The organism is Asanoa sp. NPDC049573, assembly GCF_040676615.1.
Lineage (GTDB): Bacteria > Actinomycetota > Actinomycetes > Mycobacteriales > Micromonosporaceae > Asanoa.
In genome coordinates this window covers 49,416-63,916 of record NZ_JBFAPI010000022.1, presented here as the reverse complement: position 1 = coordinate 63,916, position 14,501 = coordinate 49,416, and the positions used below count along the sequence as shown (strand labels likewise).

Genomic DNA, 14,501 nt, shown 5'->3' with positions numbered 1-14,501 from the left:
CGGGCCCGGCAGCGGGACTTCCCGGCAGTATGGGTGCGGCCGGCGGGTGATGCGGGCGACACGCCGAAGGGCAAAAAGCTGCGCGCCGACACCTGGGTGGCGGCGCGCTTCTGATGGTGCGTGTGGGTCAGCAGGCCGGATGTCTTCCGGCCGTCAAGATCAGGTCAGTGCGGGTTCGGGGAGCCGGAGCAGGCCGTCTGCCTCAGCCGCCGCCGCCGCGAGCCGGTCGTTTTCGGCACGCAACCTCGTGATCTCGAACTCAAGTGCCTGAACCCGGGCACGCAGTCGGGTGACCTCGTCGAGCAGGCGCCGGTCTGGCGCCGCACCCACGTGGCCGTAGAGGGCCTTCGCCATATCGTCTCCTTGTAATGCGCAGCCGGAAATGGCCGGCCAACGCGCGCCCAATGCCTCGCGACGTCTGCCCACGGGCACAAGTGGGCACGATCGGGCGCGACTGGCGACACCTCCATGTTCCGCCTGCGACCCGCGTTCGTCAAGCGCAACAAGAAAGCCTTAGGAATTCCTTAGGCAGATTGCCCGATTCAGCAGGTCACGTATAGCGTCCCGAGCGGCTTGATGCAACAGGTTCGACCCAAAGGGGTCGCGTTAGGAGGGACCCGGGTGCAGGACACCGAGCACGCCGGCACGGGAAAGCACCGCGACCCGCGGCGTACGTTCGGGCCCCTGGGCCTGGCGTTCGTAGTAATGATCATTCTTGGCGGCCTGGGCGCCGGAGCGGCATTCCTGCCCTCCAGCTTCGTGGGCGCCGCGAAGACCTCCACACAGGGCGCCATCGCCGGCCCGGGCGACGGTGCCTTCGACACCGACTCCAGCGGTGTCGAAGACGGCCCGGACAGCGGTGCCTACCCCGACGAGACGCTGTCCGAGCCGTCGCCAACCCCGCCGGTCGCGTCGCCGACCGCCACCGCGAAGCCCAAGCCGACCGCCCGCCGGACGACCACCGCGCCGAAGCGCACCATGTCGTCGCCGGCCAAGCGCTCCACCAGCAGCGGCAGCACGGTCTCGACCAGCGGCGCCGGCGGCACCGAACAGGCCAAGGTGGTCGCCGAGACCAACCGGCAGCGGGCGATGAACGGGTGCGGCCCGGTGACGGTCAACGCCAAGCTGACCAAGGCGGCCCAGTCGCACAGCGTCGACCAGGCGCAGCACAACACGATGTCGCACGACGGCAGCGACGGCAGCACGCCGTGGGACCGGTCGAAGGCGGCCGGCTACGACAACGCCATCGGCGAGAACGTGGCAATGGGCTACCGCGACGCCGCCGCGGTGATGGACGGCTGGATGAACAGCCCGGGCCACCGCGCCAACATCCTCAACTGCTCGGCCAAGGCGATCGGCGTCGGGCTCGCGAAGGCGAGTGACGGCAGCCCGTACTGGACGCAGATGTTCGGATCAGTGGCCTGACCTCGAGCCACGCGGTCAGCACGGCCGCGTAGGCATTTGTCGCTTATTGGACATCGTGCCTTTCGGCGCGGCGCTGGGTCGTTGCCTTCTGCATGACCCAGACCGCCGCCGCCGCGGCGCACGGAGTCCCATCGTGCGCGTCGCACTGATCAACGAAGGCACCTACCCGTACGCGCCCGGAGGCGTCGGCACCTGGTGTCACCAGATCCTGAACGGCCTCGAGGGACACGCGTTCCACGTCGTCACGGTGACCGGCCATGGCGGCTCGCGGGAACCGGTCTACCCGGTGCCCGCCTCGGTGACCGCCGTCGACACGTACCCGGTCCGGGACCGTCCCATCAGCGTCTCCGGCCGGGTCGCTCGGCACCGGCGCCGCCGTGCCGCGTCGGCCGCGGCCGTGCTGCTCTGCCGCGGCCTGCTCGGTGACGACCCGCACAGCGCCGGCATGTTCGCCGACGGGCTGCGCCGGCTGACCGAGTTGTGCGGCGACGGATCACACCCGTTGTTCGGTACGGAACTCCCCGAGGTGCTGCTGGACGCGTGGCAGGCGTCGGCTGGCCCGTCGGCCGGCCGGCCACCACTGCCCCGGCTCTCGCTGCGCGACGCCCGCGCCGCCGCGTCGCTGATCGAGCACGCGGTGCGCCCGCTGGCCTACCGCATGCCCCGGGTCGACCTGTCCCACCCGGCCGCCGCGGGCCTGCCGGTGCTGGTCGCGCTGGCCGCCAAGTGGCGCGCCGGAACTCCGTTCCTGCTCACCGAACACGGCGTCTACCTGCGCGAACGTTATCTGGAGTACGGCGCCGTGGTGCCTGTCGCGGTCAAGACGGTGCTGCTGCGCTTCTATCGCGCGCTGGCCCGGCTCGGATACGCCGAGGCCGAGCTGGTGGCCGCGGTCAGCCGTTTCAACCAGCGCTGGGAACTGCGGCACGGCGCGCATCCGGCCAAGGTCGTCGTGGTGCCCAACGGGGTCGAGCCGCTGCGCTACCCGCCGCTGGCGACCGAGCCGACGGTCCCGACGATCGCCTGGGTCGGCCGGATCGACCCGCTCAAGGACCTGCACACGCTGATCCGGGCGATGCGCACCATCCGCGACGCCGAACCGCTGGCCCGGCTGCGGCTCGCGGGTCCGGTTCCGGAGACCGGCCGGGAGTACGCGGCCAGTTGCCTCGCGCTGATCGAGCGGCTCGGCCTGCGCGCGGCGGTCGACCTGTCCGGGCCGGTGACCAGCAGCCGCCAGGCGTTCGCGGACGGTCACGTGGTCGCCCTGTCCAGCATCTCGGAAGGCCTGCCCTACACGATCATCGAGGCGATGATGTGCGGCCGGCCGACAGTCAGCACCGACGTTGGCGGGGTGGCCGAGGTGGTCGGCCCGGCCGGGCTGATCGTGCCGCCGGGCGATCCGGTCGCGCTGGGCCACGCCTGCCTGGCGCTGCTCGGCGACCCGCACCGGCGGCGGTCGCTCGGCGCCCTCGGCCGCGAACGCGCGCTCGCGCACTTCACCGTCGACCGGATGCTCGCCGCCTACCGCCAGCTCTACGCCGACGTGCGCGCCGGTGCCGGGGCGGTCGCCGCATGAGCGCGCCGCGGCGCCTCGGGCCGTTTCCACCGGCCGGTCCCCCGCCACGGTCCATTGCCGACCTCGCGGAACGGTTCGCGGCCGGCAGCGCGGTCGTGGTCGACGTCGACGAACTCGTGGCGGCGATCGAGGCGGCCGGGATCAGCGACCGGCAGGCGCAGGTGAGGTACGGCGTGCCGACGGTGTTCGCGCTCGGTGAGGCGGTGCTGGCCCGGCTCTGGGCGCAGCGGCACCGGCCGGGTGCGGCGCCGCTCCGGCCGGCCGCGCCGCCGTTCGCGCGGGCCGCGCTGGCCCGGGCGGCGCTGTTCCTCACGCCGGCCCTGGCCGCGGTCGCCGCGGACGCGACGCTGGCCCGGGTCGGCTGGCCGCTGCTCGCGGCGACGCTGCTGCTCGGCTGGTCGGGCGGTCAGGCGCTGGCCTGCGCGGGGTATGCCCGCGCGTCGCACGGCGCGACCGGTGCGGGTGTGCGGCGGATCGTCGCCGGGCTGCTGCTCGGCGCGGGAGTGTGCGCGGCGGCGGTCGCGTTCGGCCCGCCCGGGATGGTCGGCGAGCGGACGGTGGCGTACGCCGTCTGCGGTGTCGAACTGGTCGCCTTCGCCGGCACCGCCGCCGCGCTGGTCGGCGACCGGGTCGGCGCGGTGCTCCGCTGGTCGGTGCCGGCCTGGCTGGTCAGTCTGGCGGGGCTGGCCGGTCTGCTGCCGGCCCGCTACGGCTGGCTGCTCGGCGCCGCGGTCGCGCTGGCCGCCGTGCGCGCGTTCGTGCCGGCGCTGCGCCGCGACCGGCTCCGGACGCCGGCCCGCACGCCGTTGGCCGCCGTGCTGGCCTACCTGGCCATCGGTGCCGGCCAGGCGGGGGCGTTCCTGCTCGTCTGGCGGCTGGTGCCGGGTGCCGGCGGTGCACCCCCGCCGGCGACCGTCCCGCTGCTGCTGGCCGTACCCCTGATCGAGGTGTTCGTCGGTTGGCACGCGGCCGGTGCGGCCGGCGGCCTGGACACCTACGACGACGTGGCCGCCTATCGCCGGCATCTGCGCGGCCTCGGCACGGTGACCCTCGCGGCGCTGCTGCCGCCGCTCGCGATCGGCGCGGCGCTGATGGTGGCCGCGTTCCGGCTGCCCTACGAGCTGTCCCGCCACCCGGACGCGCGGGCGCTGGTGCTCGCGGCCGCGGCCGGTGTGCTGCTGGCCGGCGGCTGGGCGGCGACGCTGCTGCTGGCGACCCGCGGCCGGCTGCTGCTCGCGGCGTTTCTGGCGCTCGCGCCGGTCGCCTTCGCGGCGATACCGGTCGCCGGTTGGCTCGTGGCCGTGCCGGGCGGCGGCGTCGACTCGTTGATCCAGGTGTTGTTGCCCGCGACGGTGGCCGGCCTCGCCGCGACCGCGGTGCTCGGCCTGGCCGCCACCGCGCACACCGTCTTCCATCCCGGGAGCTACCGATGACCGAGCTGCCGCGCCGGGTACCCGGCGCCTCCACCACCGTGCCGGCGCCGACCCGGCTCGTGCCGCTCTACGTGCACCCGCTCGAGGATCCGCAGGCCTGGGAACCGGAGGCGCTCGACGGCGCCACGGTCATCGTGAACGTCCACGATGGACCGGGCTCGGTCGTCGACGAGGACTACGTGCTGGCGACCTCGCGGCTGGCCGCCGCCAGGGTGCCGATGCTGGGGTACGTGGACCTCGGCCACTCCGCACGGCCGATCGCCGACATCCTCGAAGACGTCAACCGCTGGGCCGCGTACCCGATGTCGGGTGTGTTCCTCGATCAGTCACCGACGGGCGCCTTCGGTCTCGGGCCGGTGGCTCTCGCGGTGCGGGTCGCCCGGCGGGCCGGCCTGTTCGCGGCGGTGCTCAACCCCGGCACGCCGACCGACCCGGTCTATCGCGACCTCGGCGTGCCGATCTGCGTGTTCGAGGGCGGCTGGGACGAGTACCAGGAATGGGACGGCGAGGGCGCGCTGCCCGGCGACGGCCACCTGATCCACAGCGTGCCGCCGTGGCAACTCGAGCACGCGCGACGGGTGATGGCCTGGCGCGGCGCGGGTTTCGGCGTGGTCACCGACCGGTGGATGCCGAACCCGTGGCAGGGCCTGCCGTCTGATTCGCCGCGGCCGCTGGCGGTCGTGCCGGGCTGAGCGCCGGCCCCGTTTCCGGAGCCGGCGTCCGTCCTTCTTTTCGTCCTTTTCGTCAGCGGTAGCGGTCGGCCTCGTCGCAGGTCTTCTCCGCGGCGTCGATCCGCTTGTCGAACTGCGATTCGCTCGTCGCGGAGAAGGCTTCCACCAGGAGGTCGAGGCACTTGCTGACAACCTTCTTCTGGCGCTCCTGCTCCTCGCGGTCGTTCTTGGAGCCGTCCAACTCCTGCTGGATCGACTGGTTCTTGGCGTTGACCGAGTCGAGGTTGACCTTCAGCTTGTCGATCTCGGCCTCGTGGTCGGCGATCGTCTGCTTGTGCGCGGCGATCTCCTGCCGGGCGCGGTCGGTCTCACCGCGCTGCGCGACCAGCAGACCGCCCAGCACTCCTGCGCTGACGAACAGCAGCGCCGCGACGACGGCCAGAGCGATCAGCCCGGTGCGACGGGGCTTGGCCGGTTGGGCCGGCGCCATGCCATAGGGCGGTGCGGACAAGGGCTGCTCGGTGTACGGGTAGCCGAAGGCGGGCTGGCTCGAGACCGGCTGGCCCAGGGTCGGCGGGGTGCCGTAGGCGGGCTGGCTCGAGACGGGTTGGCCCTGGGCCGGCGGAGCGCCGTAGGCCGGCTGGCTCGAGACGGGTTGGCCCTGGACCGGCGGAGCGCCGTAGGCCGGCTGGCTCGAGACCGGCTGCGCCTGGGTCGGCGCTGTGCCGTAAGGGGAAGCGGGTTGTGTGCCAGGGGTCGCGTAGGGCGAGGCGGGCGGCGCTGCCGGCACACCGGGGGCGGCGTAAGGCGACGCGGGCTGGCTCGGCTGCGCACCCGCGGCGGCGTAAGGCGACGCGGGCTGGCTCGGCTGCGCACCCGGGGCGGCGTAAGGCGACGCGGGCTGTGCCGGCTGCGCACCCGGGGCGCCGTAAGGCGAAGCCGTCGGCGCCGGCGCTTCGGAGGCGGAGTTGGGCGGCGCCGGCGTGCTCGGGGCGGCGTAGGGCGAGGCCGGCGGCGTCGGCCACGCATCCGGGGCCGGGTAAGGAGAAGCGGGCTGTTCCACGGATCGGGCCGACTGCGCCCCGGGGGCCGTGTGGTGCGCGCCCTGCTGCGGCATGGCGGCGGTCGGCGGCTCGGCCGGTGCGGGAGCGGCCGGCTGGTGGTCGGGTTCGGGGGTTTGCGTCATCGTTCACTCCAGGTGCGCCGGAGGTCTTCTCCGGAGGGGGTTTTGGCAAGCGCCGACCCCGCGGGCGCGTGCGGACACGCGCGCGAGGCAGTACGGAAGATCAGCAGACGGGGAAGAGCCGGCAGACGACGTCGACCGGCACGGCCAGGCCGATGCCTTCGGCGTCCACAGCCTTGGCGGTGGCGACACCGACGACCTGCTTGGCCGAGTTGATGACCGGACCGCCGGAGTTCCCGGGGTTGATGGGCGCGCTGAACTGGATCAGCGGGCCGGGCGAGTCGTCCATCGGACGCATGGCGCTGACCACGCCGGTGGTCACGGAATCGATCAGGCCCAGCGGCGCCCCGACGACGGCGATCTGCTGCCCGGTCTGCACCGGTCCGCTAGCCGTCTTCAGACCGTCGAACGTGGCCTTGGTCGTAAGTTCGGCCAGGTCGTTGTCCTTGTCGACCTTGACGATGGTGGCCGGCCAACGCGCGTCCTTGCGTTCCAGGTAGACCTCACGACCGCCGTCGCCGTAGACGTCTTCGACCACGTGGAAGTTGGTGATCAGGTTGGTGCCACCGCCGGCGGCCGGCGCACCGACCGCCCACGCCGTGCCGGTGACCGGGCCGGCGGCGACCCGGAACACGCTCGGCAGCGCGGCCGCCGCGATCGCCTGCGCGTCGAACGCGCCGCCGACCCGGTCCTCGACGGCGTCGGCGCGGCCTTCGAGCCGGTCGAGACGGGCGCGGTCGTCGCGCAACGCCCGCTCGGCGGTCCCGAGCCGGCCGGACAACTGCCGCACCCAGACCGCCTCGGCGGCCGCCACCAGGGCCAGCACCGCGACGAGCGCGACAACGACATTCCTCCCGCGCCGCCCCCGCGACGTCACGGACCTCGGCACAGCCGCGGAAGCGACCGGCGGCACCACCCACGGCGACGCCCCCACCGACCCGGAAGGCGCAGCCGGCAGCGCGGCTGCCGCGAAAGCCTCACCCGGCACCGACCCGGCCGTCCCGGCGGGTGTCGCCTGGGGCGCGGACGCCGCGAACGCACCAACCGACCCCGACCCGGCAAACCCATACGGCGCGGCCGGCGGCGCGGATGGCGCGAACGCACCAACCGACCCCGACCCGGCCGTCGCGGCAGGCACAGGCTGCGGCGCGGGCGCTGCGAATGGAGGACCCGGGGTTGGCGCGAGGCCCGCGACCGGCGCGGTGGGCCCCGGGGGCGTTGCGGTTGGGGCCGAGGTGGGTGCCGGGAGGCGTCCCGGTGATTGCTCCGCGATACGCGGATCGAACTGTGGCGGCGGCGACCATGCCGGCGCCGGAGGTTGGCCTTCGTCAGGCGCCATGTCCCCGTGCACGCTCCTCCTGGGCCCCCGTTGGCCCCGCAGGAAGGTACCCCCTCGTTGATCTTCATGTCGCCCCTGTTGGATCAAGGACGCATCTCGGACAGATGTCGGAATCGGCCGATGTCCGAAAGGACGCGCCAGGCCTCCCGGCGCCTAGCCGCCGGTGGATTCCGCCGCCGGGCCCGCGAACCTACGACGAGGACCGCCGCAAGGCGCCGCCCATCACCCACCTCACCATGCGCACGTCGACGTGGACGGCGCCCGCTCGCTGCCGGATCTCACCGACGATGCATCGGGCTGATCGCGCCGCGCCCTGACGACGATGGTCAGCGAACCCGCGGCCGGGGCTGGCACTTCGGGCAGGAGAACGACGAGCGGTTCATGAACGCCTCGCGGCGGATCGGGGTGCCGCAGCGGTTGCAGGGCAAGCCTTCCCGGCCGTACGCGTTGAGGCCCCGCTCGAAATAACCGCTCTCGCCGTTGACGTCGACATAGAGCGCGTCGAAGCTCGTGCCGCCCGCGTCGATCGCCTCGCCGAGCACGTCGCGCACGTGGCCGAGCAGCCGCAGCGCCGCGGGTTTGGTCAGCCGGTCGGTCGGGCGTGTGCCGTGCAGTTGTGCCCGCCAGAGCGCCTCGTCGGCGTAGATGTTGCCGACGCCGGAGATCAGGCTCTGGTCGAGCAGAGCGCGCTTGACCTCGGTGCGGCGGCGGCGCAGGTTGGCCACGAATCCTTGGTCCGAGAACTCCGGGTCGATCGGGTCGCGGGCGATGTGTACGATCTCGGCCGGCAGGTCGGCGCCGCCCGCGGAGACCGACAGGCCGCCGAACGTGCGCTGGTCGACGAAGCGCAACTCGGGGTCGCCGTCGTCGAAGCGGAACCGGATGCGCAGGTGGGTCTCGTCGGGCGCGGCGGCCGGTTGCAGCAGCATCTGGCCCGACATGCCCAGATGCCCGATGACCGCGTCGCCGCTGTCGAGCGGGAGCCACAGGTATTTGCCCCGGCGGCGCACGTCGACGACCCGGCGGCCGGCGAGTTGGCCGGCGAAGTCGAGCGGCCCGGGCAGGTGGCGGCGGACGGCGCGCGGGTGGGACACCTCGACGGACGCGATCCGGCGGCCGGCGACATGCTTGGCCAGGCCGGCGCGGACGGTCTCGACCTCGGGTAGCTCGGGCACCGGGTAAACCTATTCGGCGGCGGTCGGCGCGGCCACCTTCTCGGTCACCCGATCGGACAGCTCCCGCCACGCGGTCTCGGCGGCCCGCTGCTCGGCCTCCTTCTTGCTCCGCCCGTCGGCGCCGCCGTAGCGCTTGCCGGCCACCACCACCCAGGCGGTGAACGTCTTGGCGTGGTCGGGGCCGGCCTCGTCGATGCGGTATTCCGGAACGCCAAGGCTCAGCGTCGCGGTCAGCTCCTGGAGGCTGGTCTTCCAGTCGAGCGCGGCGCCGCGGCCGGCGGACTCCTCCATCAGCGGGTCGAACAGCCGGTGGATCACCATGGCGGCGGTGTCGAGGCCGTATTGCAGGTAGATCGCGCCGAGCAGGGCCTCGAGCGTGTCGGCCAGGATGCTGTTCTTGTCGCGGCCGCCGGTGGTCTCCTCGCCCTTGCCCAGCAGCAGGTATGGCCCGAGCCCGGCGGGGCCGAGCCGGCGGGCGACGTCGGCCAGCGCGCGCATGTTGACGACGCTGGCCCGCAGCTTGGCGAGTTGACCCTCGGGCAGGTCGGGGTGGTTGTTGAAGAGAGCGGTGGTGATCACCACCCCGAGCACCGAGTCGCCGAGGAACTCGAGGCGCTCGTTGGTCGGCAGGCCGCCGTTCTCGTAGGCGTAGGACCGGTGGGTCAGCGCCCGTTCGAGGAGGTCGACGTCGAAGCCGATGCCGAACGCGGCCTCCAGGTGTGCGACCGGCGGTCGCCGGCGCTTGTCGTTGCTCATGTGGACACCTCGATCAGGTCGGCAAGCGCCGTCGCGATGCGGGCGATCGCGCGGCGTCGGTGCAGGTGGGCGGCGAGGGCGATGCCCGACGCGAGGTCGTCGCCGGTCGCGCCGCCGTGGCAGACCACGACGGTGCCGGCGACGCCGAGCAGGGCGGCGGCCCGCGGCGCGGCGCCGCCGGGCGGTGGACCGCCGGCCATGGCGTAGGCGCCCTCGATGCCCTTGAGAAGGATGTTGCCGGTGAAGCCGTCGGTCACCACGACGTCGGCCCGTTCGCCGGACGAGACGTCGTAGCCCTCGACGAAACCGACGTAGTGCGCGTCGCCGCCGAGCTTGAGGCCGGCCAGCAGCGGGTCGGCGGTGCGCCGGGCGCGGTCGCCCTTGCCCGGCTCGTGGCCGATGGAGAGCAGCCCGACCCTTGGCCGGGCGATGTCGTGCACGACGGTGGCGTAGGCCGCGCCGAGCAGGGCGTGGCCGGCCAGCGTGATCGGCCGGGGCTCGAGCGAGCCGCCGACGTCGAGCAGCGCCACCGGGCCGGCGATGGCCGGGATGGTGGCGAGCAGTGCCGGCCGGCGGATGCCGGGCCAGCGGCCCAGGCTGAGCACGGCCGCGGTGACGGTCGCCCCGGTGGAGCCGGCCGAGACCAGCGCGTCGGCGGCGCCCTCGGCGACGGCCAGGGCTGCGCCGCGGACCGTCGTGTCGAACCGCCCGCCCCGCTGCGGCGGGTCGGCCATGCTCACGGCGCCGGCCAGCGGCCGGACCGAGACGCGGTGGCGCTCGGCGGCCGCCAGCGCAGCGATCAGCTCGTCGGCCACGTCGTTCGGGCCAACGAGCAGGAGGCGCACGTCGGGATCAGCATCGAGCGCTCGCAGAGCGCCGTCAACCACGACGGCGGGAGCTCCGTCCCCGCCGAGGAGGTCAACGGCGATCCGCACGGCGACCGGTTCCGTGAGTGGTGCGGGAACCGGCGCGCCGGGCGTCGACGCTGCCCGACCGAAGGTCGGGTGCGTCACGCCGAGGTCAGACCTCGATGACCTGACGGCCGTTGTAGGTGCCGCAGACACTGCACGCGGCGTGCGGCAGCTTCGGCGACTTGCACTGGGGGCAGGCCACGGTCGCGACGGCCGTGCTCTTCCAGTTGGCCCGACGGGACCGGGTGTTGCTCCGCGACATCTTGCGCTTGGGAACAGCCACGGTTGTCACTCTCCTTCTCGGTTAAGTTGCGACAGCGCCGCCCACCGCGGGTCGACCTCGTCATGATGGTGATCAGCGGGCAGGTCGTCGAGCAGCCCCCCGCAGTCGGGGCACAGCCCGGGGCAGTCGGCACGGCACACCGGGTTGGGCGGCAGTTCGAGCACCACCGCGTCCCGGACCGCCGGCTCAAGGTCGATCAGATCGCCCTGCAGCCGACCAATCTCGTCTTCTTCGGTCGTCTCGTCCGTGGTGCTGTGCTCGTAGGCGTACAGCTCCTGGATCGTGACATCCACCGAGTCGTCGATCGGGCGCAGGCAGCGGCCGCACTCGCCGGAGATCGGGACGCTGACCGTCCCGGAGACGAGCACACCCTCGGACACCGACTCGAGTCGCAGATCAAGACGCAGGTCGGCGCCTTCCGGCACACCGATCAGCTCGAGGCCGAGGTCGGACGGTGCCGGGACGACGCGTTCGACAGTGCGCATGGCACCAGGGCGCCGTGGTAGCTCTCGGGTATCGAGGACCAGCGGCGACCGGGCGTCGAGGAAGCTTTGCGTGTTTTTTGGCATAGTCAGACTCCGGCCTAGCGAGGCCGACACGCCAGGTTACCCGAGGCGCCCCGGCGGCGTCGAACCGGCCCGGCCCAGGTGAACCGGTCAGAACGGCAGTGGGCGTTCGCTTTCCTCACCGACGAACGTGCCGATCTCCCGCAGGGCGTGCATCTTGTCGCGCCCACGCTCGATCGAGGCCAGCGCCCTGGTCAGGAACTGCTCGAAGTTGGCCAGCGCGGTGTCGACGTAGTCGTCGACCTCTTCCCGGAGGCGCTGCGCCTCGGCGCGGGCCTCGGCGATGATCCGGGCACCCTCGTGTTCGGCGCTCACGGTGATCTCGTTGACCGAGACCAGGCGGGCGTGTTCGGCCTCACCCTCGCTGATGATCCGGTCCGCCTCGCGCTTGCCCGCGTCCATGATCTTGTCGCGCTCGTCGAGCAGGGCCGCCGCCCGCCGCAGCTCGCTGGGCAGGTCGGCACGGAGCTCGTCGAGCTTGGCGATCATCGGGCCGCGATCGATCATGGCGTTGGCCCGCGACATCGGGACGGCGCGGGCGTTTTCCACCATCGCGATGATCTCGTCGATCTGCTCGAACGGATCCACCGCACTCTCCTGTCATCGTCGACCGGCAGCCGGTCTGCTGCTTCATCCATGATGCGGCCAGGAAGCGACACCCGGCCCAATCCGGGTCGGCGCGTCGCCGAGCGTATCGGCGGCCACGCACCCGGTATAGAACCATGACGATAGGTCGGCGACCGACCAACCGAAAGTCAGATCGTCCCGTTGCCGGGCAGTCGCTCACGCAGCGCGGCCAAGACATGGTCGGGGACGTGGGCCGACACGTCGCCGCCCCATTTCGCGACCTCTTTGACCAGGCTCGACGAGAGGAACGAATAGAGCGGGTTGGTGGGCATGAACAATGTCTCGACGCCGGCCAGGCCGATGTTCATCTGCGCCATCTTGAGCTCGTAGTCGAAGTCGCTCACCGCCCGCAGACCCTTGACCACCACGCCGGCCTGCACGGTGCGGCAGAAATCGACCAGCAGCCCCTGGAACGACTCGATCCGCACGTTGCCGTAGCCGCCGGTGGCCTCGCGCAGCATCGCGATCCGCTCGTCGATGTCGAACAGCCCGGTCTTCGACTGGTTGATCAGCACCCCGACGATCACCTCGTCGAACAGCCGGCTGGTCCGGCCGATGATGTCCAGGTGACCATTGGTGACCGGGTCGAACGACCCGGGACACACCGCACGCCTCATGATCGGCGACCGTACCAAAGCGTCGTCTCCCCGTAGCGTCGGCTGCGCTCGGACGTGACCCCCTCCACCTGCGGGATCGCCCCGCCCCGGGTGGCGCGCTCGACGACCAGCACGGCGTCGGTCGCGAGCCAACCGCCGCGAACCAGTGCGGCCATCATCTCGCCGATCTCCAGATCTTCCATGGCGTACGGGGGGTCCGCGAACACCACGTCGTAGGACCCGCCCTCGGGCCCCCGGTCGAGGACCGCGGCGACCCGGTCGGTGACCAGCCGGGCGGCCGGCCCGGTGTCGAGGGAGGCCAGGTTGGCCCGGATGATCCGGGCGGCCCGCGGATCGGACTCGACCAGCAGCACGTGTGCGGCGCCCCGGGACAGAGCCTCGATGCCGACCGCGCCCGAGCCGGCATAAAGGTCGGCGAACCGGGCCCCGTCGAGGTCCAGCATCGACTCGATGCTGCTGAACAGCGCCTCGCGTACCCGATCGGACGTCGGTCTGGTCCCCGCACCCGGCGGCGCCGTAAGCCGGCGCCCACCGAGCGTCCCGGCGACGATCCGGGTCATGACTGCCTACCCATGAGAGTGAACGCTACCTGTCAGCGCGAGTCACCGCCGGGGAGCGCACAGTGACGAGCGGTATATCAACGGTCTCGAATCGGTATCACCATTCTTAGGTCCGGCTGATAGCGGCGCGTTCCATTCAGAAACCACTAAGGTCTGCGCCTATGCCGGCTGCCGCCCAGCCGGCGAAACGTGGCGAAGCCCCTTTCCGAGCCGCAACAGACCTAAGTCGACAGTGGCCGCGGGTGCTTCGACTGTGCCCTGAAACGCCCCTTCCTGTCAGGAGTACGCGTGTTCCAGATCCCAACCGCGCTGCGGCGACCGCTCGCCGTCGCGGGGGCCGCGGTCGTCGGCCTCGCGGCGGCGGTCGTCCTCGGTTCGCCGGCCAGCGCGCACCACCCAGTGGTTTCCGGCACCGCCTCGTGTGTCGAGGGCAAATGGCAGGTCGACTGGACCGTCGCCAACAGCGAAAAGGACCTCGCCGGCGACATCACGGGCGTGACCTTCACGCCGACCGCGACGAGCGAGACCGTCAAGGTGGGCGCGGTGCTCCCCGCGTACACCGGTAACGACGCCGTGCTGAAGACAACGCAGACCCTCGACGTCAGCGTCACCGAGGCCACCCTGAGCGTCAGCGCGCACTGGCTGCGCAATGGCAAGAACATCAACGCGACCAAGTCGGCGACCGTCACGGTGCCGCGGGGTGGCTGCCGCACCGCGAAGCCGGGCGTGACCTTCACCGACGACTGCACCGGCGACGTCACCGTGGTGGTCTCCAACGGCACCGAGGCGACCGGGAAGCTGCGCTACGCCGTGCAGGTCGACGGCAAGTCCGTCGCCAAGGGCGTCGTCGAGATCGGCAAGTCGTCCGAGCCGATCGTGGTGCCGGCCGGCGAGGGCGACACGCCTCCCGTCATCACCGTGGTGAGTCACGGCAAGGAGATCGGCAAGCACAGCTGGACCGAGCCCGAGGGTGGCTGTGTCCCCGACATCGAGATCGAGCAGACCTGCGACACGCTCGGCATCACGGTCATCAACCCGCCGAACGGTCTCGAGTTCGACCTGGTCTTCACGCCGAACACCGGCGAGCCGCAGACCATGAAGGTGGAGAAGGGCAAGACCGCGAAGGTCACCTTCGACGCGTCCGAGGGCCTGGTCGTCACGCCGAGCGTCGGCGAAGACGAACTCGAGCCGATCGCCTGGACGAAGCCGGCCAGCTGCGAAGCCACCCCGACGCTGCCGAAGACCGGCGCCAACACCGGCGCGATCGCCGGTGGCGCGGGTGGCCTGCTGGTCATCGGCGCGGGCCTGTTCCTCATCGCCCGCCGTCGTCGCCTTCGGTTCACCGCCTGACCGCCGGTAACGCCAAGACGCGCCACCCC

Annotated in this window: 16 protein-coding genes; 5 read left to right on the top strand and 11 right to left on the bottom strand. The window is 72.3% G+C overall.

Features of this window, described 5'->3' with window-relative positions:
* Window positions 1-159: 159 nt before the first annotated feature.
* The gene (locus tag AB0J74_RS33655; protein ID WP_116069188.1) at window positions 160-354 is read right to left on the bottom strand and encodes a hypothetical protein; all 195 of its coding nucleotides are present in this window, start codon (window positions 352-354) and stop codon (window positions 160-162) included.
* A 267-nt stretch (window positions 355-621) separates the two neighbouring features.
* Here AB0J74_RS33655 and AB0J74_RS33650 point away from each other — a divergent pair, with 267 nt between their 5' ends.
* The 4 genes from AB0J74_RS33650 (at window position 622) to AB0J74_RS33635 (ending at window position 5,126) form a co-directional block, all read left to right on the top strand.
* Window positions 622-1,425 (top strand): CAP domain-containing protein, encoded by an 804-nt coding sequence (locus tag AB0J74_RS33650; RefSeq protein WP_363455463.1) that lies wholly within the window; start codon window positions 622-624, stop codon window positions 1,423-1,425.
* Window positions 1,426-1,558: 133 nt separating this feature from the next.
* Window positions 1,559-3,001, top strand: a complete 1,443-nt coding sequence (gene pelF, locus AB0J74_RS33645; RefSeq protein ID WP_363455460.1) for a GT4 family glycosyltransferase PelF — start codon at window positions 1,559-1,561, stop codon at window positions 2,999-3,001.
* On the top strand, window positions 2,998-4,434 hold the full coding sequence (locus AB0J74_RS33640; protein ID WP_363455458.1) for a hypothetical protein: 1,437 nt from the start codon (window positions 2,998-3,000) through the stop codon (window positions 4,432-4,434). The genes pelF and AB0J74_RS33640 overlap by 4 nt, the downstream gene beginning before the upstream one ends.
* Window positions 4,431-5,126, top strand: coding sequence for a spherulation-specific family 4 protein (locus AB0J74_RS33635; protein WP_363455455.1), 696 nt, complete (start codon window positions 4,431-4,433; stop codon window positions 5,124-5,126). Before AB0J74_RS33640 ends, AB0J74_RS33635 begins: the two co-directional genes overlap by 4 nt.
* 52 nt (window positions 5,127-5,178) lie before the next feature.
* Here the strand turns inward: AB0J74_RS33635 and AB0J74_RS33630 are convergent, their stop codons facing one another.
* The 10 genes from AB0J74_RS33630 to rsmD all read right to left on the bottom strand — a co-directional run bounded on the left by AB0J74_RS33630 (window position 5,179) and on the right by rsmD (window position 13,122).
* Window positions 5,179-6,291 carry a hypothetical protein gene (locus AB0J74_RS33630; RefSeq protein WP_363455452.1) on the bottom strand — a complete coding sequence of 371 codons (1,113 nt, stop codon included), beginning with the start codon at window positions 6,289-6,291 and terminating at the stop codon, window positions 5,179-5,181.
* A 100-nt stretch (window positions 6,292-6,391) separates the two neighbouring features.
* Window positions 6,392-7,165, bottom strand: a complete 774-nt coding sequence (locus AB0J74_RS33625; protein WP_363455449.1) for a S1C family serine protease — start codon at window positions 7,163-7,165, stop codon at window positions 6,392-6,394.
* 788 nt (window positions 7,166-7,953) lie between these two features.
* Window positions 7,954-8,802 (bottom strand): bifunctional DNA-formamidopyrimidine glycosylase/DNA-(apurinic or apyrimidinic site) lyase, encoded by an 849-nt coding sequence (gene mutM, locus AB0J74_RS33620; RefSeq protein ID WP_363455447.1) that lies wholly within the window; start codon window positions 8,800-8,802, stop codon window positions 7,954-7,956.
* 9 nt (window positions 8,803-8,811) lie between these two features.
* Entirely contained in the window at window positions 8,812-9,558 is a 747-nt protein-coding gene (rnc, locus tag AB0J74_RS33615; RefSeq protein ID WP_363455444.1) for a ribonuclease III, read from the bottom strand.
* A complete protein-coding gene (locus AB0J74_RS33610; RefSeq protein ID WP_363455442.1) occupies window positions 9,555-10,493 on the bottom strand; it encodes a phosphate acyltransferase PlsX in 939 nt (312 codons plus the stop codon). The genes rnc and AB0J74_RS33610 overlap by 4 nt, the downstream gene beginning before the upstream one ends.
* Window positions 10,494-10,578: 85 nt before the next feature.
* Window positions 10,579-10,752 carry a 50S ribosomal protein L32 gene (rpmF, locus tag AB0J74_RS33605; protein WP_116076379.1) on the bottom strand — a complete coding sequence of 58 codons (174 nt, stop codon included), beginning with the start codon at window positions 10,750-10,752 and terminating at the stop codon, window positions 10,579-10,581.
* A 5-nt stretch (window positions 10,753-10,757) separates the two neighbouring features.
* On the bottom strand, window positions 10,758-11,321 hold the full coding sequence (locus tag AB0J74_RS33600; RefSeq protein ID WP_363455593.1) for a DUF177 domain-containing protein: 564 nt from the start codon (window positions 11,319-11,321) through the stop codon (window positions 10,758-10,760).
* A gap of 87 nt (window positions 11,322-11,408) precedes the next feature.
* The gene (locus AB0J74_RS33595; protein ID WP_363455439.1) at window positions 11,409-11,906 is read right to left on the bottom strand and encodes a hypothetical protein; all 498 of its coding nucleotides are present in this window, start codon (window positions 11,904-11,906) and stop codon (window positions 11,409-11,411) included.
* Between the two features lie 167 nt (window positions 11,907-12,073).
* Window positions 12,074-12,562, bottom strand: coding sequence for a pantetheine-phosphate adenylyltransferase (gene coaD, locus AB0J74_RS33590; RefSeq protein ID WP_363455437.1), 489 nt, complete (start codon window positions 12,560-12,562; stop codon window positions 12,074-12,076).
* Entirely contained in the window at window positions 12,559-13,122 is a 564-nt protein-coding gene (rsmD, locus tag AB0J74_RS33585; RefSeq protein WP_363455434.1) for a 16S rRNA (guanine(966)-N(2))-methyltransferase RsmD, read from the bottom strand. Before rsmD ends, coaD begins: the two co-directional genes overlap by 4 nt.
* A 288-nt stretch (window positions 13,123-13,410) precedes the next feature.
* Here rsmD and AB0J74_RS33580 point away from each other — a divergent pair, with 288 nt between their 5' ends.
* On the top strand, window positions 13,411-14,472 hold the full coding sequence (locus AB0J74_RS33580) for an LPXTG cell wall anchor domain-containing protein (protein WP_363455431.1): 1,062 nt from the start codon (window positions 13,411-13,413) through the stop codon (window positions 14,470-14,472).
* Window positions 14,473-14,501: the final 29 nt, after the last annotated feature.